The 22006-nt window shown below is 62.6% G+C and carries 20 protein-coding genes and 1 tRNA gene; 11 read left to right on the top strand and 10 right to left on the bottom strand.

Features of this window, described 5'->3' with window-relative positions; genetic code table 11:
* Positions 1 to 175: 175 nt before the first annotated feature.
* The gene (locus KHO23_RS05695) at positions 176 to 2485 is read right to left on the bottom strand and encodes a putative bifunctional diguanylate cyclase/phosphodiesterase (protein WP_211610062.1); all 2310 of its coding nucleotides are present in this window, start codon (positions 2483 to 2485) and stop codon (positions 176 to 178) included.
* A 159-nt stretch (positions 2486 to 2644) separates the two neighbouring features.
* Positions 2645 to 3385: an SH3 domain-containing protein gene (locus tag KHO23_RS05690; protein ID WP_211610061.1), complete on the bottom strand. Its 741-nt coding sequence runs from the start codon at positions 3383 to 3385 to the stop codon at positions 2645 to 2647.
* A 171-nt stretch (positions 3386 to 3556) separates the two neighbouring features.
* Here KHO23_RS05690 and KHO23_RS05685 point away from each other — a divergent pair, with 171 nt between their 5' ends.
* Entirely contained in the window at positions 3557 to 4120 is a 564-nt protein-coding gene (locus KHO23_RS05685; protein WP_211610060.1) for a lysozyme inhibitor LprI family protein, read from the top strand.
* 2 nt (positions 4121 to 4122) lie between these two features.
* Here KHO23_RS05685 and KHO23_RS05680 read toward each other — a convergent pair whose 3' ends face one another.
* Complete coding sequence (locus KHO23_RS05680; protein WP_211610059.1) at positions 4123 to 4671, bottom strand: nucleoside deaminase; 549 nt, start codon at positions 4669 to 4671, stop codon at positions 4123 to 4125.
* A 43-nt stretch (positions 4672 to 4714) separates the two neighbouring features.
* Complete coding sequence (locus KHO23_RS05675; RefSeq protein ID WP_211610058.1) at positions 4715 to 5845, bottom strand: BMP family ABC transporter substrate-binding protein; 1131 nt, start codon at positions 5843 to 5845, stop codon at positions 4715 to 4717.
* A gap of 268 nt (positions 5846 to 6113) precedes the next feature.
* On the opposite strand from KHO23_RS05675, the gene KHO23_RS05670 reads away from it, so the two are divergent.
* Positions 6114 to 6863: an SDR family oxidoreductase gene (locus KHO23_RS05670; RefSeq protein ID WP_211610057.1), complete on the top strand. Its 750-nt coding sequence runs from the start codon at positions 6114 to 6116 to the stop codon at positions 6861 to 6863.
* Between the two features lie 107 nt (positions 6864 to 6970).
* Here the strand turns inward: KHO23_RS05670 and KHO23_RS05665 are convergent, their stop codons facing one another.
* Entirely contained in the window at positions 6971 to 7279 is a 309-nt protein-coding gene (locus KHO23_RS05665) for a helix-turn-helix transcriptional regulator (protein WP_211610056.1), read from the bottom strand.
* Positions 7280 to 7319: 40 nt separating this feature from the next.
* Positions 7320 to 8759 (bottom strand): aminotransferase-like domain-containing protein, encoded by a 1440-nt coding sequence (locus tag KHO23_RS05660; protein ID WP_211610055.1) that lies wholly within the window; start codon positions 8757 to 8759, stop codon positions 7320 to 7322.
* 179 nt (positions 8760 to 8938) lie between these two features.
* Between KHO23_RS05660 and KHO23_RS05655 the strand changes: the two genes are divergently transcribed.
* Positions 8939 to 11263, top strand: a complete 2325-nt coding sequence (locus KHO23_RS05655; protein ID WP_211610054.1) for an FdhF/YdeP family oxidoreductase — start codon at positions 8939 to 8941, stop codon at positions 11261 to 11263.
* Between the two features lie 153 nt (positions 11264 to 11416).
* On the top strand, positions 11417 to 11605 hold the full coding sequence (locus KHO23_RS05650; protein ID WP_211610053.1) for a hypothetical protein: 189 nt from the start codon (positions 11417 to 11419) through the stop codon (positions 11603 to 11605).
* A gap of 58 nt (positions 11606 to 11663) precedes the next feature.
* On the opposite strand, the gene KHO23_RS05645 is transcribed toward KHO23_RS05650, so the two are convergent.
* The 3 genes from KHO23_RS05645 to KHO23_RS05635 form a co-directional block, all read right to left on the bottom strand.
* Positions 11664 to 12167, bottom strand: a complete 504-nt coding sequence (locus KHO23_RS05645; protein WP_211610052.1) for a M48 metallopeptidase family protein — start codon at positions 12165 to 12167, stop codon at positions 11664 to 11666.
* An 85-nt stretch (positions 12168 to 12252) separates the two neighbouring features.
* On the bottom strand, positions 12253 to 12897 hold the full coding sequence (locus KHO23_RS05640; protein WP_211610051.1) for a hypothetical protein: 645 nt from the start codon (positions 12895 to 12897) through the stop codon (positions 12253 to 12255).
* Positions 12898 to 13084: 187 nt separating this feature from the next.
* Positions 13085 to 13169, bottom strand: a tRNA-Leu gene (locus KHO23_RS05635).
* Between the two features lie 181 nt (positions 13170 to 13350).
* On the opposite strand from KHO23_RS05635, the gene KHO23_RS05630 reads away from it, so the two are divergent.
* From KHO23_RS05630 to KHO23_RS05605, 6 genes are all read left to right on the top strand, one after another.
* Complete coding sequence (locus KHO23_RS05630) at positions 13351 to 14400, top strand: LacI family DNA-binding transcriptional regulator (RefSeq protein ID WP_211610050.1); 1050 nt, start codon at positions 13351 to 13353, stop codon at positions 14398 to 14400.
* Between the two features lie 104 nt (positions 14401 to 14504).
* Positions 14505 to 15584: an ABC transporter substrate-binding protein gene (locus KHO23_RS05625; protein ID WP_211610049.1), complete on the top strand. Its 1080-nt coding sequence runs from the start codon at positions 14505 to 14507 to the stop codon at positions 15582 to 15584.
* Positions 15581 to 16405, top strand: coding sequence for an ABC transporter permease (locus tag KHO23_RS05620; RefSeq protein WP_211610048.1), 825 nt, complete (start codon positions 15581 to 15583; stop codon positions 16403 to 16405). Before KHO23_RS05625 ends, KHO23_RS05620 begins: the two co-directional genes overlap by 4 nt.
* A 32-nt stretch (positions 16406 to 16437) precedes the next feature.
* Positions 16438 to 17352, top strand: coding sequence for an ABC transporter permease (locus tag KHO23_RS05615; protein ID WP_211610047.1), 915 nt, complete (start codon positions 16438 to 16440; stop codon positions 17350 to 17352).
* Positions 17349 to 18395 (top strand): ABC transporter ATP-binding protein, encoded by a 1047-nt coding sequence (locus KHO23_RS05610; protein WP_211610046.1) that lies wholly within the window; start codon positions 17349 to 17351, stop codon positions 18393 to 18395. The genes KHO23_RS05615 and KHO23_RS05610 overlap by 4 nt, the downstream gene beginning before the upstream one ends.
* Before the next feature lie 45 nt (positions 18396 to 18440).
* Positions 18441 to 19265 carry a phosphodiesterase gene (locus tag KHO23_RS05605; RefSeq protein ID WP_211610045.1) on the top strand — a complete coding sequence of 275 codons (825 nt, stop codon included), beginning with the start codon at positions 18441 to 18443 and terminating at the stop codon, positions 19263 to 19265.
* Between the two features lie 18 nt (positions 19266 to 19283).
* Here KHO23_RS05605 and KHO23_RS05600 read toward each other — a convergent pair whose 3' ends face one another.
* On the bottom strand, positions 19284 to 19769 hold the full coding sequence (locus KHO23_RS05600; protein ID WP_211610044.1) for a DUF2569 domain-containing protein: 486 nt from the start codon (positions 19767 to 19769) through the stop codon (positions 19284 to 19286).
* 316 nt (positions 19770 to 20085) lie between these two features.
* Between KHO23_RS05600 and KHO23_RS05595 the strand changes: the two genes are divergently transcribed.
* Complete coding sequence (locus KHO23_RS05595; protein WP_211610043.1) at positions 20086 to 21285, top strand: MFS transporter; 1200 nt, start codon at positions 20086 to 20088, stop codon at positions 21283 to 21285.
* Positions 21286 to 22006: the final 721 nt, after the last annotated feature.

Below are 22006 nucleotides of genomic sequence, written 5' to 3'. Positions count from 1 at the left end.
CGCGGATAAATACCAGGAACGCGAAGTCAGTTGTTCGTCAAACTGAACAATCGAATCCGGGTGCTCGCGGCGGCAAGGTCCGATTGACGAGAATGCCGTATGTGAATGCCGTATTAGCCCGCCTGGCAAAGTGGGTTTGCGGCGTGGCTGGCCGTGGCCGGCGGCGTCAGGACAGTCAGGACGCGCCGGCCAGCCTCAACTGCGTGTCACACAAACTACGCGCATACGCACTCGCCCCCACCGGCCGACTGTAAAAGTACCCTTGCTGCTTGTCGCAAGCGATTCCGCGCAAGAATGCCGCCTGTTCGGCAGTCTCCACACCCTCAGCAGTGACATTCATGCCAAGCGAATGGGCCATCGCCACCACCGCCTGCGTGATCGCAATCGAATCGCGATGATCCGGCAACCCCGCCACGAAGGAGCGGTCGATCTTCAGGTTATGCAGCGGGAACCGCTTCAGATACGACAGCGACGAATAGCCGGTGCCGAAATCGTCAACGGAAATTCGCACGCCCATCGCGTTCAACGCTGTGAGCATCGGCAAGACGGCGTCGCTGTCGCTCATCAACAGCCGCTCGGTAATCTCCAGCTCCAGCGCTTCCGGTTCGAGCCCGGACTGCTCGAGCAAGCACTCGATCCGCTCCACCAGACCACCTTTGAACTGGCGCGGTGACAGGTTCACCGCGACGATCAAATCCGGCGCCAGCGTGCGCCGCCACTGCGCGACCTGCTCGCAGGCCCGCGCCAGCACCCAGGCGCCGATCTCGACAATCAGGCCTGCGTCTTCGGCCACCGGGATGAATTCCACTGGCGAGACATTCCCCAGCTCGGGGTTGTACCAGCGCAGCAGTGCTTCGGCGCCAATCGTGCGGCCGCACTGGCTGTCGACGATCGGCTGATATACGAGGCTCAGTTCTCCGCTGGCGAGCGCGCGGCGCAATGCCTGCTCGATCATGAAGCGGCGTTGCAGATGCTGATTCAGCTCGGCCGTGAAAAACTGAAAATTGTTGCGGCCGCATTGTTTCGCGTGGTACATCGCCGAGTCGGCGTTGCGCATTAGCGTAGCCACGTCCTGGCCGTCTTCGGGAAACAGACTGATGCCGATCGACGCGCCCATGTAGTACTCGTTGTCCGCCACCGCGAACGGCACCGCGATCGTGTCGAGAATGCGCTGGGCGAGCGCGATCAGATGACCCGTGTTTTCGTAAGCGCTGACCGCGATCACGAACTCGTCACCACCCACGCGCGCGAGCGTGTCGCCTTGTGCAACGCATGCCGACAGCCGCTCCGCGACGCTGCATAGAAGCGCATCCCCGGCTTCATGACCGGCGGTGTCGTTGACCTTCTTGAAACCGTCCAGATCGACGAACAGCACGGCGACCCGCACCAGCTCGCCCGTCCCGGCCATCTCACCCGGCTCGAACAGATCGCGCATTCGCTCGGCCAGGAAAGCGCGATTGTAAAGACCGGTGAGCGGATCGCGGGTGGCCAGAAACTTGAGCTGCCGTTGCGCCTCGCGCACCGGCCCGATGTCGGTAAACGAGATCAGCACGGAACTGGGTTCGCTGTCGCCCGGCTTGATGATCGGCACGACATTCTCAGTAATCCAGACGATATCGCCGTCGGTCAACTCCAGACCGATCGTGATGCCAAGCAGGGGTTTGCCGGTCGCCAGCACCTGAGTGGTCGGGCGATCGCCCTCGGTGACGATGGAACCGTCCTCGTGATACGCACGCACCATCACCGTCAGAATGTCGTGGCCGATCAGGTCGGCGCCCGCGCGCAGGATGCGTTGCGCGCTCGGATTGCAGGCCAGCACGATGCCGTCGCGCGACTGCACGATAATGCCTTCGTTCAGATGGTCCACCACCAACCGGTGATGCTCCTCGCTGTGCGCGAGGCGTTGCGCCATGGCGTCCTGATGAACGGCAAGACCGACACTGTGGCCGATGTCATACAGCATCGCGGCTTCTTCGGCACTCGGACGGCGCGACGTGCGGTGATAGACCGCGAACGCCCCCAGCACCGTGCCGGCATCGTTTTCAAACGGTACCGACCAGCATGCGCGCAAACCGAGCGGCAAAGCGAGGTGGCGGAAATCGGCCCACAACGGATCGGTTTCGATATCTTCGACGGCGACCATGCGCCGCTCGTACATCGCGGTGCCGCAGGAGCCGACCCGTGGGCCGATCGCGACGCCGTCGATCGCGGCACTGAAGTGCGCCGGCAGCGATGGCGCGCCGCCCACGCGCGCGCGTATGCCGTCCGCGTCCAGTAGCAGGATCGAACAGGTTGCACCCTCGCCGAGCAGCGCTTCCGCGCGGCGGCATACTTCGTCGAGCAATTCCGGCAGCGGGGTGTTGCGCGTAATCAGCCGCAACACCGTACGCTCCGACGCCAGCACCCCTTCGGCCAGATTCGGCCCGTAGCGGGTGCCCTCAGGCGTTGCTCCCATCGTGTAATCCGACGTCGCTTCGCGTTTCATCTGTGCGCCCCCTAACCCCACATCGGCAAGTTAGTGTACGCGGCGCACCGGGGTTTACGCGAGACCGGCGTACTTTAATCGCGATGCATAGGCCCGGCCGACCATCCGGTCAACTAATGAAGCGACAACACCCTTAACACGACGAATCCGGCAATCGTGCTAGGACCCGCCTTGAGGGCGATTATTCCCGCCGCCTTGCTGACCTCCCGGGGGACGGCCACCTCCATTACCCGGCTGCTGGCCGCCTGGGGGACGCCCGCCGGCGTTCCCCGGTGGCCGGGCGCCTGGTGGACGCCCGCCTGGATTACCCGGCTGCTGGCCGCCCGGCGGACGCCCGCCCGGCTTACCCGGCTGCTGCCCCCCTGGTGGACGCCCACCCGCATTCCCCGGCGGCCGGCCGCCCGGTGGACGCCCGCCCCCGTTCCCAGGTGGCGGCCCACCTGGCGGACGGCCCCCTGGTGGCCGTCCGGCACCGGGTCTCGGCGGCGGCGGGGGCGGATGATGCGCCCAGCGCGACCGCTGGCCGTACCACGGCCGGCCCCGATAGTAATTGCCCCAATAAGTCCCGATCGAGAACGTGACGATCGGCAGGCCGATCACCGTGCCGTAGTTCAGCACCGGCACATTGCTGCCTTGATAGGGATAGCTGAGCCGCGCCGCATAGACCCAACCGCGCAGGTTCGGAGCCGCAACGTCACACCATTGGTAGTTGCTGATGCAACCCATCACGGTAAGCGGCACACCGCCCGGCAACTGCGTCACGACCGGGTAATCCGATGCAGGACCGGCGCGCACATTGACGCTGCCGTTCGTGTAAGCCTGCGACTGCGCAGAAGCCACTGCGGGCAAGGCCAGCAGGCCAGCCGCTGCGCAAAGCCATGGCACGAGGTGTTGTTTCATTTCTTCTCCCGTTGTTCACGTCCCGCATAGGCATCCATGCCTGTGTGCGGCCCGCGCAAGGCAAGATCTGGTAATCACCCACCCGAACTCACGCTGTTTTCGAGCGTCTGTGTTCCGGCAACTCGGCCGATCATCTCTTGCATGAAAAATCCATGCGCTGCCGGGACCACCATGAAAATTCTCCGCCCTATCTTTGTCGCCGCACTGATGCTCACGCATCTGCCCGCTCACGCTACCAGCTTCGATTGCAGCAGGGGACGCTCGCTCACCGAACGGATGATCTGCAACGACCCGGCACTCTCGAAACTCGATGACACGCTTGGGCAACTGTACTGGAAAGCACGGCGGCGAGTCATCAACCGTCGCGCGTTCCTCACTGACAGTGACAGCAAATGGGCGTGGCGGGAAGCGAATTGCCGCGATGCGGCGTGTCTGGGGACGTGGTATGCGGCGCGGATCGAAGAACTGCAACGCTTGATCGAAAGCATGCGAACGGGAACCGTGGAGGAACCGGACGGACCCGCCGAACCGGACCCGAAACGTAAGGCCGTGATGCCCGCGCTACAACAAACCGGGACCGCGATGCTTCGATGCACCGCGGCGAATCCCGGGATCGTCGTGAATGACCAGTGTTCCACGGTGATCAAGGAGAACAATGGCCGGTGGAAATATCAGCCGCACGGCGGCGACTGGTTCTGCGGGCTGGCCATGCTCGCACCGGCGGAAACGCAATAGCGCTACCTGCCGCTCCAGAACCGCCGCTGCACCGCCATCACCTCCGCCTCCACCTCGGCCACTGGGCCGATGACCTCGACGGGCTTCTGGCAATGGTCAAACACGTACCGGCAATCCACGCTCATGGTCGGATTCTCGGCATGATCGCCGGTCGCCTCCAGCAAGCGCTTCTCGGTCATGCCAAACACGACGCGGCCGATATTGGCCCAATACATGGTGCCGGCGCACATGCAGCAAGGCTCGACCGATGTGTACAACGTACAGCTCCACAAGTACTCCGGCGTGAAATTCAACGCTGCCACGCGCGCGAGCACCGACTCGGCGTGATTGACCGTGTCGACATTGCCCTGCTCCATCAACACGGTCTCCTGATCCGGGCCGATCAGCACCGCGCCGAACGGATGGTGTCCCAGCAGCGTCGCCCGCTCGGCCACCCGGCTCGAATGCCGCAGATGCCGCACGATCTGCTCGGGCGTCGGCGTTAAACCCTGCGGCGGATAGGTTGCCGCCGCACCTTCGGCGCCGGCATTGTTCGGGACGGTAAGACTCACGGGCGATCTCCTTTAATAATAGTTAGTCAACCAAATCAAATGATTACTTCGGCAGCGAGCCGTCCACGCCTTGCACGAACCAGTTCAATCGCAGCAGCTCCACGTCGCTCAACGATTTGCCCGCAGCGACTTTCACCACGCCGGACTGATCCGCGATCGGACCGGCGAACGGATTGAACTTGCCTGAGATGATGTCGTCACGCTTCTGGTTCAACGCCTTTTGCGCCGTCGGCGACACCGCGTCCGTGTTGATGTCGGCCAGATCGATCGCCTTCTCTTTCAGCCCCCACCACACCGGCGAGTTGTTCCACGTACCCGCCATCACCTGCTGCACCAGATGCGTGTAATACACACCCCAGTTGCTCACGCATGCACCCAGCTGCGCGTTAGGACCGAACTTCTTCATGTCGGAGTCCCAGCCAAATGCATGCACTTTCTTCTGTTCGGCTGTCTGCATCGTCGCCGTCGAATCGGTATTCTGGATCAGCACATCGGCGCCCTGGCCAATCAGCGTCTCGGCGGCCTGCTTTTCGCGGCCCGGGTCGAACCAGCTGTTGATCCACACAACCTTCACGCGCGCATTCGGGTTGACCGAGCGCGCACCCATCGTGAACGCGTTGATGTTGCGTACCACTTCCGGCACCGGCACCGAGCCGACAAAGCCGAGCGTGTTGGACTTCGTCGTATAACCGGCGACCAGCCCGGCCAGGTAGGCGCTCTGATAGGTCCGCACGTCATAGGTGGCGAAGTTGGCGGCCTTCTTGTAGCCGGTCGCATGTTCGAACACGGCGTCCGGGAAGTCTTTGGCGACCTTCAGCTCGAAATCCTGGAAACCGAAGCTCGAACCGACCACGATCTTGTTGCCCTTGGACGCCAGATCGCGAAACACGCGCTCCGAATCCGCCGACTCCGGCACGTTCTCGACGCGCGTCACCTTGATCTTGTCGCCGAATTTCGCCTCGACCTCTTTCACGCCCTGCTCATGCGCATAGGTCCAGCCGGCGTCGCCCGGATTGCCGAGGTAGACGAAGGCGATGCCGAGCGGCTGCGCGGTCGCGGCGGCCGCCGCGCCGGCGGTGAACGCGAGGGACGCGCCGAGCGCTGCGGCGAGAACGGTCCGGACGGTTTTGATGCGCAATGAGTGATGCAGCACTCGCGTCAGCTTTGCTTTCATGAATTCTCCGAAGATGGTTTCCAGGTGCCTGCCATGGCGCCCGGATTTGTCCCGGGCGAGGCTCCAGCATAGGGGGCCATATTCGAAGGTCAATTTCAGCGGAAAAATTATTTACCGTTATCTCGCCCATAACGAAATCTGTATTTTGGTACCCCGGAAACATGTTCGAAATTCTCGAACGAGTACATCGGCGAAATGGTACGGCAAGCGCTCAGTGCACGCGCAATATGACTTACACCAACCCGTAACACTCTTTCGGAGAAACAAAATGACTCGCTTCCAAGGTAAATCGGTTCTCGTCACCGGCGGCAGCAGCGGCATTGGCTTCGCAGCCGCGAAGGCGTTTGCCGATGAAGGCGCCCGTGTCGTCATTACCGGCCGCGACGCTGACGCACTCGAAACCGCGAAGGCCGCGCTCGGCGCCAACGCCGTCGCCGTGCGTAACGACGCCGGCTCGATCGCTTCGGCGCGCGAACTGGCGGCAGCAATCAGCGCCGCCGGTATCCGGCTCGATGCGGTGTTCGTGAACGCCGGCACGGCGAAGTTCGCCGCCTTCCCCGATGTCGATGAAGCCTTCTGGGACGCGATGTTCAACACCAATGTCAAAGGCGCCTACTTCCAGATCCAGTCGCTGCTGCCCTTGCTCAATCGTGGCGCCTCGATCGTCATCAACGGTTCGATCAACGCGCGTATCGGCATGCCGGCCTCGTCGGTCTATGCCGCGAGCAAGGCGGCGGTGATTTCGCTGGCCAGGACGTTGTCGTCGGAATTGCTGCCCTTGGGTGTACGCGTCAACGTCGTGAGTCCGGGACCCGTGCAAACGCCGCTGTACGGCAAGCTCGGTCTCGACGCCGCCACGCTCGAAACAACGGCCGCGCAGATTCTCAGCCAGATTCCGGCCGGCCGTTTCGGCACGCCGGAGGAGATCGCCTCGACGGTGCTGCACCTCGCGGCGCCGGAGTCGGCCTTTATCGTCGGCACGGAAATCATCGTCGATGGCGGCATGAGCCAGCTTTAAGGCGATCCGCGCAAGGGCGGCGGCAGGCGCGCACGGCGACCGCCGTCCCCCGGAAACGCATGAGGGCGCAACCGTCGCCCTCGTGCCGGATTCAGCGGCAACTCAACTCAGTGGACCTGTGGCGGCGGGTCTGACTGCTCATCGTCAGGCGGACTGCCCTCACCGAATAACTCCGCACACAAACCCAGGCCGATCTCGCTTAAGCGCGCCGTCCCCGTGCCCTCCTCGTTGAAGGTCGTGTCCACCAGACCGCCGTCGACCAGCGCCGTCAACTGCCGTCGCAAGCCGCTCATCGGCACGTTCGCCTGCTTGGAAAGCTTGGCGAGCGACCACGCGCCGCCAGGCGTCTCCTGATACGCGCGCCACAACTGCGCCAGCACGGCCACCAGCACCGGGTCGAGTTCATCGTCTTCCATCGTGAGTGTCTCCTCGTTTTCGTCGTTTTTTCAGGCCCTATCAAGCCATCTGCGACACCAGTTCACCCAGCGTCTTCAATGCCGCCTCGGTCTGCGCCGTCCACGGATAGCTGTAATTGAGCCGGATGAAATGGCGAAAATCGTTGCGCATCGAAAACATCATGCCCGGCCCAATCGTGATGCTGCACGCGAGCGCCGCCTGATAGAGCCGCATCGAATCGACCTGTTCGGGCAACTCCACCCACAGCACGTACCCGCCTTGCGGCGTCGACATGCGTGTGCCCGCCGGAAAAAACCGCCGCACCATCGCCATCATGATGCTCGCCTGCTGCCGGTAGACCTTGCGCACGTGCCTTAGGTGCCGGTCGTAGCCGTCCTGCCGAAGGTAATCGGCGACGGCAACTTGCGGCACCGAAGGCGTAGTCAGCGTGTTGAGAAACTTCAGCTTCTCGACCTGCGCGCGATAGCGCCCTGGCATTGCCCAGCCAATCCGGTATGAAGCGGTCAGGCTCTTCGAGAACGATGCGCAATGCAGCACCAGCCCCCTGGTATCGAAGTTCTTCAAAGTCGACGGCCGCGTCTCGCCGAAGTACAGCTCCTGATAGACATCGTTCTCGATGGCAGGAATCTCGTGCGCGGCGAGCAATTCGACCAACTGCTGTTTGCGCGCGTCCGGCATCTGGAAACCGAGCGGATTCTGGAAGTTCGGCATCACCATGCACGCAGCGATTTTCTGCCGGGCGATAACCTCGGCCAACGCCTCGATATCGATACCGTGGACTGGATGCGTCGCCACTTCGATGGCGCGCATACCGAGACGCTCGATCGCGTGCAGCATCGCGTAGTAAGTCGGCGACTCGACGGCGACGGTATCGCCCGGTTTGGCGACCGCCTGCAAGCTGAGGTTGATTGCCTCCGTCGCGCCGAGCGTGATGATGATTTCGTCCGGGTCGACCGGCACGCCGTTCTCCGCATAGCGCCGTGCGATCTGGCGGATCAGCTCGGGATTGCCAGGCGGCAGGTCGTCGATCAGATTCCAGCTCGCGTGGCGCCGGGCGATCGCGTTCGCGTACTGGTTGATGCGCCGCCATGGGAACAGTGACGGATCAGGATACGGCGAGCCGAGTGGCACAGCGTCGTGCGCGCGGATGCTGCGCAGCGTCGACAGCACAAGGCGGCTCACGTCGACCTCGGCGGCCACCGGTGGCGTTTGGGTTGCCGGCGGGCGGCTCAGACGCGGCGCGTCGAGTGCGGCCGCCGTCGCCACCGCCGCCGCGTCACGCACGAAATAGCCCGACTGCGGGCGCGTCTCGACAATCCCCCGGCTTTCCAGCAACGCGTAAGCGTGCAGCACGGTCTTGATGCTGACGCCGTGCTGCTGGCTCGCCTGACGCACCGACGGAATCCGCTCGCCCGCCGCGAAGACGCCGCGGCGCACGGCTTCGGTCATTTCATCGGCGAGTTTTTCGTACAGTTTCAAGGACCTGGCTCAAACAAACGCGTGGGCGGGAACGCCAGTCTATGACAAATAGACGGCAACTGTATCCCTCCGCTTTCCGATTTTCTGTATGCTGCGCTGCTTTTGGAACACAGTAGGCTTCTGTGCATCGGCATAAAAGCCTCGTCCAAGCCACCCAGGCCACATCCAGCGGCAAGATCATGAAGAAACCCGAAGCTCGCATCGAACCGTACACCCACCCCGCCGCTGGCTGGGGCGCGCTCAAATACGTCGCCATCAACCTGATCAAGGAAAAGGTCACGGGCGGCGACTACCGCATGCTGTTCAAACAGAACCAGCCGGACGGCTTCGACTGCCCGGGTTGCGCATGGCCGGACCGAGAGCATGCGTCGACCTTCGAGTTCTGCGAAAACGGCGTCAAGGCCGTGGCGGCCGAGGCAACCAGCAAGCGCGTGACGCCGGCTTTTTTCGCGGCGCACACGGTTGAAGAACTGATGGCGCAGTCTGATTTCGAGTTGGAGCAACATGGCCGTCTGACCGACCCGCTCGTCTACGACGCCGTGCGCGACCGTTACGTGCCGATCGGCTGGAACGAAGCCTTCGACCTCATCGCCGCTCACCTGAAGCGACTCGACAATCCCGACAGCGCAGCCTTCTACACCTCGGGCCGCGCCAGCAACGAAGCCGCCTTCCTGTACCAGTTGTTCGTGCGTATGTATGGCACCAACAATTTTCCCGATTGCTCGAACATGTGCCACGAAGCGACCAGCCGCGGCTTGCCGCACACGGTCGGCATCGGCAAGGGCACGGTCACGCTCGACGACTTCGAGCACGCCGATACGCTCCTGATCTTCGGCCAGAATCCGGCGACCAACCATCCGCGCATGCTCGGCGAACTGCGTGAGTGCGCGAAGCGCGGCGCGACCATTGTGTCCATCAATCCGCTGAAGGAACGAGGACTCGATCGCTTTGCAAGCCCGCAGCATCCGGTCGAGATGATCACGATGGGCAGCACGAAGATCAGCTCCGTGTTCATCCGGCCGAAAGTCGGCGGCGATTTCGCGCTGATCAAGGGCGTCGCCAAACGTGTGATCGAACTCGACGACGAAGCGTTGGCCTCGGGTCTCGCGCGTGTCCTCGACGTCGCGTTTATCGCCGAACACACGATCGGCTTCGATGCGTTCGCCGACGATCTGCGTGCCGAAAGCTGGGACACCATCGTCGCCGAATCGGGCGTGCCGTTTGAAGACGTGCTGAAGCTCGCCGACATCTACGTGAAGGGCCGTGCGGTGATTTCGACGTGGGGTATGGGCCTCACGCAGCACAAGAACTCCGTGCCGACCGTGCAGATCCTGTCGAACCTGATGATGATGCGCGGCAATATCGGCCGCCGCGGCGCGGGTTTGTGCCCGGTGCGCGGACACTCGAATGTGCAGGGCGACCGCACGGTCGGCATCGAAGAAAGACCGACTCAGGCGTTCCTCGACCGGCTCGGCGAAGTCTACGATTTCGAGCCGCCGCGCGAGCATGGACTCGACGTCGTCAACACGATCCAGGCGATGCTCGATGGCAAGGTGAAGGTGTTCATCGGCCTCGGCGGCAACTTTTCGATCGCGACGCCGGACACGCCGCGCACGTGGGAAGCGATGCGCTCGTGCGACCTGACTGTGCACATCACGACCAAGCTGAACCGCAGCCACCTCGTGCACGGCCGCGACGCGCTGATTCTGCCGACGCTCGGGCGCACCGAGATCGATCTGCAAAACGGTGTGCCGCAAGGCGTGAGCGTCGAGGACTCGATGAGCATGGTGCACATCTCGTACGGCATGAACAAGCCGGCTTCGGAGAACCTGTTGTCGGAGATTGCCATCGTCGCGCGCATGGCGCACGCCACGCTCGGCAACGACAAGGTCGACTGGCTCGCCCAGGCCGCCGACTATGCGCTGATTCGCGACGGCATCGCGCAGGTGATCGAAGGCTTCCAGGACTACAACGAGCGCCTGAAGAACCCGGGCGGCTTTCACCTCGGTGTGGCCTCGCGCGAGCGGATCTGGAAAACGCCGAGCGGCAAGGCGCAATTCCTGGTGCATGCGATTGACGTCGACACGCCGATTCATCGAGCGCGCGCGGAGCACGGCGAGCGTCTGATGACCTTGATGACGACACGTTCACACGATCAGTACAACACGACGATTTACGGCCTCGACGACCGTTATCGCGGTGTGTATGGACAGCGGCGCGTGCTGTTCGCGAACAAGGACGATCTCGCGATGCTGGGTTTCGCTGCGGGTCAGCGCGTGGATATCACGAGCGTATGGGCCGACGGAATCGAGCGTCATGCGGCCGGTTTCCTGCTGGTGGACTACGACATTCCGCGCGGGTGTCTCGGCGCTTACTACCCGGAAACCAATCCGCTGGTGCCGCTGTCTTCGGTGGCCGATGGCGCGGGGACGCCGACTTCGAAATCGATTCCGGTGTTGTTGACGGCGTCAGCGGTTGAGACGGTTGAGACCATTGCTGCTTGATGCAGCGCTGCGGACGTTGAGCCCCTCAGCTTCAATTGGCGGCGTTGAATGCCGGCAAAAGCCCCAATCTATCCAGCGCGTGCCCGAATTCAGCAAGCCGTTTTTCCCGATAGGCGGGCACATCAACGTTCACCCAAAGCCGTCGGCAGCTCGATGCCAATCGTCAACCTGGTCGCCACGCTGCTGGCCGCCGTGCTGTTGTGGTTCGGCTGCAGGCAGTTCCGCCTGAGCCTGGCGCGCGAACAGGCTTACGCGGATTCGACAGGCGCGGCGGCGCATCAAGGCGCAGCAGAGGCCGCGTATGTCGCCGGTACGGCGACGCTTGCGACCACGCGAACCTGACACGCAGCGAAACACCTGTTTACACACGTGGGCCTGCACCGCACCTGAAGCTTGATGCTCAGGTCGGTTTCTTCGTCAGATCGCGGTACGTGAGATACAGGCGCAGATCGAATTCAATCTGGTGGTAGCCCGGTTGCATGAACTCGCAGAGACGGTAGAACGCCTTGTTGTGATCGCTTTCCTTCAGATGAGCGAGTTCATGCACGACAATCATTTTCAGGAATTCCGGCGCGGCGTCCCTGAATAGCGAGGCAATGCGAATTTCTTTTTTGGCCTTCAGTTTGCCGCCTTGCACGCGCGAGATGCTCGTGTGAAGGCCGAGAGCATGGCGCACTACGTCGAGCTTGCTGTCGTAGGTGACTTTGTCGATCTGCGCGCCGTTGCGAAGGTGTTCGCGCTTGAGCTCTGCGCAGTACTCGTAAAGGGCCCGGTCTGTTTGCACCTTGTGCTCGCCGGGGTATCGCTTCGTGAGGTAGGGGCCCAGTTGCTCGTCGGCTATCAGTTTTTTAACTTTTTCTTGCAGCGCTGGCGGGTAGCCGGTCAGGTATTTCAGGTGTTGCATGATGGTGTTCTTTGCGATTGGCGGCGGCACGGACTGCATGCCTCGCGACAGAGGCAGTGGGACGCGGATCTTCGACGAGCCGATTTCAACCGAGATTTTCTTCGCAATCCGTCCAGAGCCGCAGCGGATCCCGATGAAGCGGATACTGCTTGTCGAGCCACGCGGACAGCCGGGTCCAATCAGGGTGATTGGTCCCGGTTTGCGCAGACCATGTCGAAGACCTCTCAAGAATCTGTCCGTTCTCGCGATCACGGACAAGCAGACTGCCGAGACCGCTTGAACTGTTCTCCTGCGATTCGACCCGATATCGCGGCAGCAGTCTCACTTCAGCATCCCCCGCCCAGCCGTACACAGCCCGGACCACGCCGCTCGCGTCCCTCAACTCCACTGCGCCGCTTGCCGGCCGAATGGCCGCCCAGCCTTCCGGAAATTCCGCAACGACTTCTTTGCCGCTTTCCCGGACCCATTTCATGCGCCAGGCCCGCTCCATCGCCTCGCGCACCTGCGACACCGACGTATAGGCCGGCGGCAACTCAATCGCCTTGGGCAGGGTAACGAGGTTGTCTTTCCAAAGCGAAGCTTCGTCACGATCACGCCGTTCGGTTGTTCTGGATACTTCTTCACCGAACGGATTGTCGGGCCGGCTTGCAAGATGGGCGCCGCTTTGCTGCAGGTCGGGGAAAAGACCGTCGGCATCCCGACGAGTCAGTTTCGATTTTCCGCTTTTCATGGGTTTGTCCGCTGAAAGTCATGCTCAAGAACAGCCAATTTACATCAATCGTGAGCTTGGGGTAGATACCACCAACTACCTCCGGCTGCACATCGATAACCTCAGAAAACGTCGGCACAAAAAAACCCGCGAAGTCTTTAGCTATCGCGGGTTTCAGCACTTTATTGGAATCGGGCGGAATACTTCCTGGTGCCGGGGACCGGACTTGAACCGGCAAGCTGTTAAGCGGCGGATTTTAAGTCCGCTATGTTTACCAATTTCATCACCCCGGCAGGGGTAGAACTCACGTGGACGCGAATTCTACCACTGCCCGGCGAGCGCACCAAACCGGCGCAATCCAGCCGCAGTCCAGCCCCACCCCCTCCCGGCAAAGCCAAAAATTGGAGTCATCCGCAAGTCACAAACGTTCCTGATAATCCGCTGACGAAAACGTTTACATCACTAGCGGAAACCATGATCCCAACGATCAAAGACGTCGCCGCCCACGCGGGCTTTTCCATCGCCACGGTCTCACGCGCGATCAACGCGCCGCACACCGTGAACCCCGTCACGCTCGACAAGGTGCGTCAATCCATCGACGCCCTCAACTTCCGCCCCAGCCCGCTCGGCCGGCAGCTGCGCGGCGAGCGCACGCGCCTCATCGGCGTGATTCTGCCGACGATAGCCAACCCCGTGTTCGCCGAATGCCTGCAAGGCATCGACGAACTCGCCTCGGCGCAAGGCTACCGCCTCATGCTGATGACCACGCAATACGACGCCGACCGCGAACGCCACGCCATTGAAACGCTGCGCGAACATCGCGTGGAAGGCCTGATCCTGACCGTCGCCGATGCCGACACGCACCCGCTGCTCGACGAGCTCGACCGCGCCGGCCTGCTCTACGTGCTGATGCATAACGACACTGTGCGGCGACCGTCGGTCTCGGTCGACAACCGCCTCGCCGCGTTCGATGGCGTGCGCATGCTGATCGCACACGGCCATCGCCGCATCCTGATGCTCGCCGGCTCGCTGGCCGCCTCGGACCGCGCCCGTCAACGGCATCTCGGCTACGCGCAGGCGATGGAACAGGCCGGCCTCACCCCCGCGCCCGCGCTCGAGGTCGATTTCAACGCCGACGAACTGTCGCCGTCCGTGCTCGCGCATCTGACCAGCGGCCCGAACCGCCCGACCGCCCTCTTCTGCAGCAACGATCTGCTCGCGATGGTCGTGATGCGCGGCCTGCGCCGCGCGCGTCTGCAGATTCCGCACGACATGTCGATTCTCGGCTTCGACGGACTCGCGATGGGCGAATTGCTCTCGCCGCCGCTCGCAAGCGTCTGCGCACCGAATCGCGAGATTGGCTGCGCCGCCTGGCAGCGCTTGCTGGCCCGCGTAACCGGTACCTACGAAACACTCGGTGAAACATCGCTCACGCTGACGTTGCCACACAGTTTGCGCGAAGGCGCCACCATCGCGGCGATTTCGAACCGCAACGAAAATTCGCCGACGCATGCTTCGACATAGGCCGGGAGGCCGTCTGCATAGGCCGTTTGCATAGGCCATTGCACGCCGAACGCCGAACCCCGAACCCCGAACCACCCGCTCTCTTCCCTTCCAGGAGACCCGCAGTGATCCGCTCTTCGACACGCTTTGCTTCATCGATCAAACCGCTCTGGCGCCGCCTCTCCCGCACGACAGCCGCCGCACTGTCGGCCGGCATGATCGTCACCGCCGCGCTCGCGGCCTTCGCGCCGCAAGCGGCTCATGCCGACGAAACCGCGATCTGCTACAACTGCCCGCCCGAATGGGCCGACTGGGCGAGCCAGATCAAGGCGATCCAGCAAAAGACCGGCATCCGCGTGCCCTTCGACAACAAGAACTCTGGCCAGTCGATTGCGCAACTGATGGCCGAGCAGAAGAGCCCGGTCGCGGATGTGGTGTATCTCGGCGTGTCGTCGGCGTTCCAGGCAAAGGACAAAGGCGTCATCCAGCCGTACAAGCCCGCTCACTGGGACGACATTCCGGCGAACCTGAAGGACCCGCAGGGCTACTGGTTCACGATCCACTCGGGCACGCTGGGCTTTTTCGTCAACAAGGACGCGCTCGAAGGCAAGCCGGTCCCGCGTTCGTGGGCCGATCTTCTGAAGCCTGAGTACAAAGGCATGATCGGCTACCTCGATCCGTCCAGCGCGTTTGTCGGTTATGCGGGTGCGGTCGCCGTGAATCAGGCGCTCGGCGGCACGCTCGACAACTTCGAGCCGGGCCTCGACTGGTTCCGCAAGCTGAAGGCCAACGCGCCGATCGTGCCGAAGCAGACCGCCTATGCGCGCGTGATGTCCGGCGAGATCCCGATTCTGCTCGACTACGATTTCGATGCCTACCGCGCGAAGTACAAGGATCACGCCAACGTCGAATTCGTGATTCCGAAGGAAGGCACGATCTCGGTGCCGTACGTGATGAGTCTCGTGAAGGGCGCGCCACATGAAGCGAACGGCAAGAAGGTGCTCGATTTCGTGCTGTCGGACGAAGGCCAGAAATTGTGGGCCGACGCCTATCTGCGTCCGGTTCGCGCGAATGCAATGAGTCCGGAAACCGCCGCGAAATTCCTGCCTGCAAGCGATTATGCCCGTGCAAAACCGGTCGACTTCGGCAAGATGGCCGAGAAGCAGTCGAGCTTCGGCGAGCGTTATCTCCAGGTGATGCATTGAACGACGTCACATTCCCGCTGCGCTGGCGCATCGCCTTGATCGCGCCGGCGCTGGCGGTCTTCATCGCATTCTGGCTGCTGCCGATGGGCGCGCTCGCGCAAATCAGCGGCGACGGCCACGCGTTTTCGACCTATCGCGCGATGCTGACGAATCCGCGCTACATGTCGAGCCTCGGCGCGACCGTCGTGTTGTCCGCGGCGGTCACGGCGGCGACGTTGGTACTTTCGGTGATCGCCGGTTTGTTGCTGGCGCGTCGTGAGTTTCCGCTCAAGCGCACGCTACTCGCATTGCTGACGTTTCCGTTGGCATTCCCAGGCGTCGTGGTCGGCTTCATGGTGATCATGCTGGCTGGGCGCCAGGGTTTGATTGGTGCGTTGTCGTTGAAACTCACCGGCGACCGCTGGGTGTTCGCTTACTCGATGAGCGGCCTCTTTCTCGGCTACCTGTACTTCTCGATTCCCCGCGTGATCGTCACCGTCATGGCGTCGGCGACCAAGCTCGACGCCTCGCTCGAAGAAGCCGCGCGTTCGCTTGGCGCATCGCCGTGGCGTATCACGCGCGACATCGTGCTGCCCGCGTTGTCGCCGGGTCTGATCGCGGCGGGCGCAATCTGTTTCGCGACCGCGATGGGTGCCTTCGGCACCGCCTTCACACTGGCCACCGACATCGACGTGTTGCCGATGACCATCTACACCGAGTTCACGCTGAACGCGAACATGGTGACGGCGGCGGGCCTCTCGATCGTGCTCGGCATCGTCACGTGGGCCGTGCTGGCGTTCGCTCGCAGCGTGAGCGGCTCGGCTGTCGCGGCGAGCGCGTGAGCGGTGTGTCCAAAACCGATGAAAAGACTTCGATGAATTCCACCAGTGCTTCCGTTCAGACGGCTGCGAAACCACGCGCGCGGCGGCTCAGGCTACCCACGTCACGCACCTGGCTCGCAACCGGTCAGTGGTTCGTTACGCTGCTGTTGTGCGCGTTCCTGATCGTGCCAGTCGTGATGTCGATCATGGCCGGACTCACCGTCAACTATTTCAAAGGCGTATCGAGCGGACTCACACTGCGCTGGCTTGGCGAAGTGTGGACGCAGTATCACGGCTCGGTGTTTCTCTCGCTCGAAGTGGCCGCGGCGACCTTGGTGATTACGCTTCTCACCGGCGTGCCGGCCGGCTACGTGCTTGCGCGCAGCAAGACGCGGCTCTCGCGCATCATCGAAGAGTTTCTGGTGCTGCCGATCGCGCTGCCCGGTCTCGCTTCCGCGCTTGCGCTGCTGGTGGTCTACGGCGGCTTCACGATGTTTCGCATGAGCGTGGCGTTTATCGTCGTCGGGCACGTGGTGTTCACGCTGCCGTTCATGGTGCGCGCGGTGGCTGCCGTGTGCGCGAGCAGCGATCTGCGCACGCTCGAAGAAGGCGCGGCGAGCCTCGGCGCGAGCTTCTTTCAACGCTTCATGACGATCGTGCTGCCGAATGCCCGGCCAGGGATCGTCGCCGGCGCGCTGGCGGTGCTGACGCTCTCGATCGGCGAATTCAATCTGACGTGGATGTTGCACACGCCCGACACCAAGACGCTGCCGGTCGGTCTCGCCGACACCTATGCGTCGTTACGCATCGAAATCGGCAGCGCCTACACGATTCTGTTTTTCATCATAACGATGCCGCTGCTCGTCGCAATGCAATGGCTCGGCGTCGATGCGACCGGCCAGCGCAGCACGGCGAAAAAGCGCATCGCTGCCTCCCGTTCGAAGCCCATACCGACGTCCACGCCATGAAACTCGACTCCGTCCCCATCACGCTCACGCAATGCGCGAAAACGTTTCGCGGCGCGCGTGTGCTCGAACCGCTCGATCTGCACATCGGCGCCGGTGAGACGCTGGTCCTGCTTGGGCCCTCGGGTTGCGGCAAGACCACCACGCTGCGCATGATCGCGGGTCTCGAAACGCCGGACGCCGGTGGCCGCATCGCGTTCGGCGAGGAAGACGTCACCACACTGCCGATCGAAAAACGCCAGGTCGGCATGGTGTTCCAGAGCTACGCGCTGTTTCCGAACCTGACCGTGCGAGGCAACATCGGCTACGGACTGAAGATCAAACGGGTGCCGGCCGAAACCGCACGGCAGCGCGTCGACGAATTGCTCGCGATGATGCGTCTCACCGCCCACGCCGACAAACCGATCGATCAGCTCTCGGGCGGCCAGCGTCAGCGTGTTGCATTGGCGCGCGCACTCGCCGTGCAACCCCGCGTGCTGCTGCTCGACGAACCGCTCACCGCGCTCGACGCGCGTTTGCGCGACACCTTGCGCAGCGAGATGAATACGCTGCTGCGCGAGTTGGGCATCACGACCGTGTACGTCACGCACGATCAGGCCGAAGCGATGGAACTCGGCGACCGCATTGTCGTGATGAGCGCCGGGCGCATCGAGCAGATCGGTTCGCCGCGCGACATCTACTACCGTCCGGCAAATCGCACGGTCGCGCAATTTGTCGGCACGATCAACCGGCTGGCGGGCGAGCGGCGCGACGGCCTGCTGACGACAACCGGCGGGGCCGTACCCCTGCCCGCAGGCCCCGCGCACGCAAGCTCGTCAGACGAATTTTTCTTTCGCCCTGAAGACGCCTACCTCGCCGACCCGACCGACGCCCAGTTACGCGGCCATATCGAAAGCACGGCGTTTCTCGGCGAGCGCACGCGGCTCACTATCGGCGGCGCTGCGCCGGATGCCTTGCTGATCGACGTCGCGGGCCGGGTCGAACTCGCGCGCGGCACCCCGGTCGGGATTTCGATCGCGCAGGACGCGCTGATTGCGCTATCGTAATAAGACAGCGCTGTGCTTTTAGCGCGCCATAAACAGGACATCTCCATGCTGCTGGCTCAAATTAGCGACCTGCATATCAAACGGCCCGGCGCGCTGGCTTATCGCCGCGTCGACACCGGCCCCTATCTCGCGCGTACGGTCGCCGCGCTCAATGCGTTGGAGCCGCGTCCCGACGCTGTGATCATGACCGGCGACCTTGTCGATCAGGGCGATCCGGAACAGTACGAGCACCTCAAAACCCTGCTCGCGCCGCTCGCTATCCCCTACTTCCTGATGGTGGGCAATCACGACGAGCGCACGGCATTGCGGGCGGCGTTTCCCGATCGCGCCGAATTGCACAGTGGCGGCGAGTTCGTGCAGTACGCGGTCGATGTAGGACCGCTGCGGTTGATCGCGCTCGATTCGATGGTGCCGGGTCAAAGCGCCGGCAATCTTTGCGACGCACGGCTCGCGTGGCTCGCGACGCAACTCGATGCGGCACGCGGCAAACCGACCGTGGTCGCGCTGCACCATCCACCGTTCGTCTGCGGCATCGGGCACATGGACGAATTGCGTCTCGACCCCGCAGCCGCCGACAAGCTCGCCGCGTTGATCGCACGTTATCCGAACGTGGAACGGGTGATCTGCGGCCATGTGCACCGGCCGATGTTCGTGCGTTTTGGCGGCACGATTGCGTCCGCGGTGCCGGCGCCCGCGCATCAGGTCGGGCTCGATCTGCGCGAGGATGCACCCTCCGCTTTCGTGATGGAGCCGCCCGCGTATGCGCTGCATCGCTACGACCCGGCGACCGGTATCGTCACGCATCATGCGTACGTTGAAAAAGCCGATGGGCCGTATCCGTTTTACGATGAAGGCGAGTTGATCGATTGACGGTCCCGCCTCGCCGGTTCACGCGGCGACGAACGTTTCCTGTACGCGCCGGGACAGCCTGAAATACGGTATCCCGAGCGCGGCCGCAGCAACAGCCTGCGCGAAGCCATCGAACGGAATGGCGATAGCGATGCCAATGGTGTGAGTCATGTGATCGCCCAGCAGGTAAGCAATCGTTCGCATGACGACGATGGCTAACAGCCACGCCTGCACCTGTACGGGAAACCGCGCCGATTTGCGCCGCACGAGCAGCGCAAGCCAGCCTGCGCCCGCAACGATGAACGCCCCGATGACCACGTCGCAGCCGACCATCGCTATTACGGTGCGATACCAGCCGTGTGTTTCAGGGCGTGCGAATACCGCCAGCAGCTCCCATTCGAGCATAAGTTTGAGCGGATCGCGCAAGGCGACTGCGGTTGAAAGTGCCCAGGCGGCGAGGCAGATCAGGATGATGAGCAGGCAGCCGCTGATTCGCCGGGGTTCGGGTTTCGAGGTTGTGTTCATGAATTCGGTCACGTGATGGGTCTTATTGCGCGCGCCGATTCTACGAACGGAAACCGAACGACCATCTCATTTTTGCTGCAAGGCGTTCGAGGGGCCTCAGCCCAACGCATGCCATGCCATGCTCGTAGGCGGCTGTTTTGCATCTGGGCCAGGCGCGGACCACACCTGAGCCACCGCGTATTCGCTGTCGATTCGCATTTACGTCGTGCCATCGCCCGGCGAGAACTGGGCGACCGTCAGCACGATCTTTCCTGCTCCGGTATGATCGGCACGCTTGAGGACTGCGCATGGGCCAGTCCGTCGATGGTCTCCTCTCATGTCCGCATCCGAAGCTTCTACTTCCGTTTCTGCCGACCGGTCGTTGCGCGGCTTGCTGCTTTTGCTCGCGACGATTGCCGGTGTGGCAGTCGCAAACATCTATTACAACCAGCCGCTGCTCGACAATTTGCGGCAGTCGTTTCCGAACAGCGCGTCGTGGGTCGGCGCGGTGCCGGCCGTGACACAACTCGGCTACGCAGCCGGGATGTTATTGCTGGCCCCGCTCGGCGACCGCTTCGATCGACGCCGCCTGATCCTGTTGCAGATCGCGGGCATGTGCGTTGCGCTGGTGCTGGCGTCCACGGCGCCGACGCTGTCGGTGTTGATTGTCGCGAGCCTCGCGATTGGTGTGCTCGCCACCATCGCGCAACAGGCTGTGCCGTTCGCGGCCGAACTTGCGCCCGCATCGGAGCGTGGCCACGCTGTCGGCATGGTAATGAGCGGATTGTTGCTGGGGATTTTGCTGGCACGGACTGCGGCGGGCATTGTCGCCGAGTATTTCGGCTGGCGTGCCGTGTTCGGCGCTTCGGTTGTCGCGCTGCTGGTGCTGGCGGTGGTGATCATCATGCGCCTGCCGAAGAGCAAGCCGACGTCGACGTTGCCGTACGGCAAGCTGCTGGTCTCGATGTGGCACCTGGTGGTCGAGCATCGCGCGTTGCGTGAAGCGTCGTTGACCGGAGCGGCGATGTTCGCGGCGTTCAGCATTTTCTGGTCGGTGCTGGCGTTGTTGCTGGCGGGCGCGCCGTTTCATCTTGGGCCGCAGGCAGCGGGTCTGTTTGGGATTGTCGGTGCGGCGGGGGCGATGGCTGCGCCGTTCGCGGGTAAGTTTTCCGATCGGCGTGGGCCGCAGGCGATCATCACCGTGTCGATTGTGCTGGTGGCGGTTTCGTTTGTGGTTTTTGCCTTGTCGGCGAAGAGTATTGCTGGATTGGCGATTGGAGTGATCATCCTCGATATTGGAGTGCAGGCTGCGCAGATTTCCAATCAATCGCGGATTTATGCGTTGAAGCCCGAGGCGCGGAGTCGCGTTAATACGGTTTATATGGTGGCTTATTTTATTGGTGGTGCTGTGGGGTCTGGGGTCGGTGCTGTGGTTTGGCCGATCTTTGGGTGGTTGGGGGTTAGTGTTGCTGGGGTTGCTTTTGCCGGGCTGGCGGCTTGGAATCATTTGAGGCTTTCGGCCAGGGTTAAAGGTTGAGGTTTTTTTTGCCTGCGGCTGCGGTTGGTTGTCTGTATTCCTAAGGTGTTGGCCTTTTCTTGTTTTCTTAGTGGTCTATTAGCGTTGCCCCTGTGCGGGGCGGCACCTACTTTTCTTTGCCTGCCGCAAAGAAAAGTAGGCAAAAGAAAGCGGCTCACACCGCCAGCTCATAAGCGGGTCCCCCGCGCAGCCACGGTAGTGGTGCATCTGGAATCCGTGCTCTCGCACATTCACCGTTAGTGACTAAGGGCTCATTCGCTCCCACTCCGCACTGCGTGCGTCGCGGACGGGTCTGCATGGGAAACCCGAGGGCTTCGATTGTGGGTGGTGGGCCCCATCGGCTTCGCCTCGGGGCGGAGGAACTGCAACGGAAACGCGGGACTTCGATCGAGGTCAGTGGCAAACGCTGGCGTTGCCGCGGCGTCAAATAAAGCGCGCGCGAAAACAAACAGATGGTTCCATGAAATACGCGTCGGCGCGCAGCGATCGGTTTTATAAAATACGCTTCGGCGCGCGCAGCGCCGCCGGAAGAATGACGCCTTTGTCACTCAGGCCGAATGTGCGAGAACACAGATTCCAGATGCACCACTACCGTGGCTGCGCGGGGGACCCGCTTATGAGCTAGCGGTTTGAGCCGCTTTCTTTTGCCTACTTTTCTTTGCGGCAGGCAAAGAAAAGTAGGTGCCGCCCCGCACAGGGGCGACACTAATAGACCACTAAC

The sequence above is a fragment of the Paraburkholderia haematera genome, assembly GCF_905220975.1.
Taxonomy (GTDB): domain Bacteria; phylum Pseudomonadota; class Gammaproteobacteria; order Burkholderiales; family Burkholderiaceae; genus Paraburkholderia; species Paraburkholderia haematera.
Note: the sequence above shows the minus strand (reverse complement) of the source record. Positions and strands in the feature narration are given on the sequence as shown.

Coding starts and splice junctions, on each gene's coding strand:
- KHO23_RS05690 (WP_211610061.1), bottom strand. CDS start 3,385: ATGAAACAACACCTCGTGCCATGGCTTTGCGCAGCGGCTGGCCTGCTG.
- KHO23_RS05640 (WP_211610051.1), bottom strand. CDS start 12,897: ATGAAAAGCGGAAAATCGAAACTGACTCGTCGGGATGCCGACGGTCTT.
- KHO23_RS05630 (WP_211610050.1), top strand. CDS start 13,351: ATGATCCCAACGATCAAAGACGTCGCCGCCCACGCGGGCTTTTCCATC.
- KHO23_RS05605 (WP_211610045.1), top strand. CDS start 18,441: ATGCTGCTGGCTCAAATTAGCGACCTGCATATCAAACGGCCCGGCGCG.
- KHO23_RS05665 (WP_211610056.1), bottom strand. CDS start 7,279: ATGGAAGACGATGAACTCGACCCGGTGCTGGTGGCCGTGCTGGCGCAG.
- KHO23_RS05645 (WP_211610052.1), bottom strand. CDS start 12,167: ATGCAACACCTGAAATACCTGACCGGCTACCCGCCAGCGCTGCAAGAA.
- KHO23_RS05670 (WP_211610057.1), top strand. CDS start 6,114: ATGACTCGCTTCCAAGGTAAATCGGTTCTCGTCACCGGCGGCAGCAGC.
- KHO23_RS05685 (WP_211610060.1), top strand. CDS start 3,557: ATGAAAATTCTCCGCCCTATCTTTGTCGCCGCACTGATGCTCACGCAT.
- KHO23_RS05650 (WP_211610053.1), top strand. CDS start 11,417: ATGCCAATCGTCAACCTGGTCGCCACGCTGCTGGCCGCCGTGCTGTTG.
- KHO23_RS05595 (WP_211610043.1), top strand. CDS start 20,086: ATGTCCGCATCCGAAGCTTCTACTTCCGTTTCTGCCGACCGGTCGTTG.
- KHO23_RS05695 (WP_211610062.1), bottom strand. CDS start 2,485: ATGAAACGCGAAGCGACGTCGGATTACACGATGGGAGCAACGCCTGAG.
- KHO23_RS05675 (WP_211610058.1), bottom strand. CDS start 5,845: ATGAAAGCAAAGCTGACGCGAGTGCTGCATCACTCATTGCGCATCAAA.
- KHO23_RS05610 (WP_211610046.1), top strand. CDS start 17,349: ATGAAACTCGACTCCGTCCCCATCACGCTCACGCAATGCGCGAAAACG.
- KHO23_RS05600 (WP_211610044.1), bottom strand. CDS start 19,769: ATGAACACAACCTCGAAACCCGAACCCCGGCGAATCAGCGGCTGCCTG.
- KHO23_RS05615 (WP_211610047.1), top strand. CDS start 16,438: ATGAATTCCACCAGTGCTTCCGTTCAGACGGCTGCGAAACCACGCGCG.
- KHO23_RS05655 (WP_211610054.1), top strand. CDS start 8,939: ATGAAGAAACCCGAAGCTCGCATCGAACCGTACACCCACCCCGCCGCT.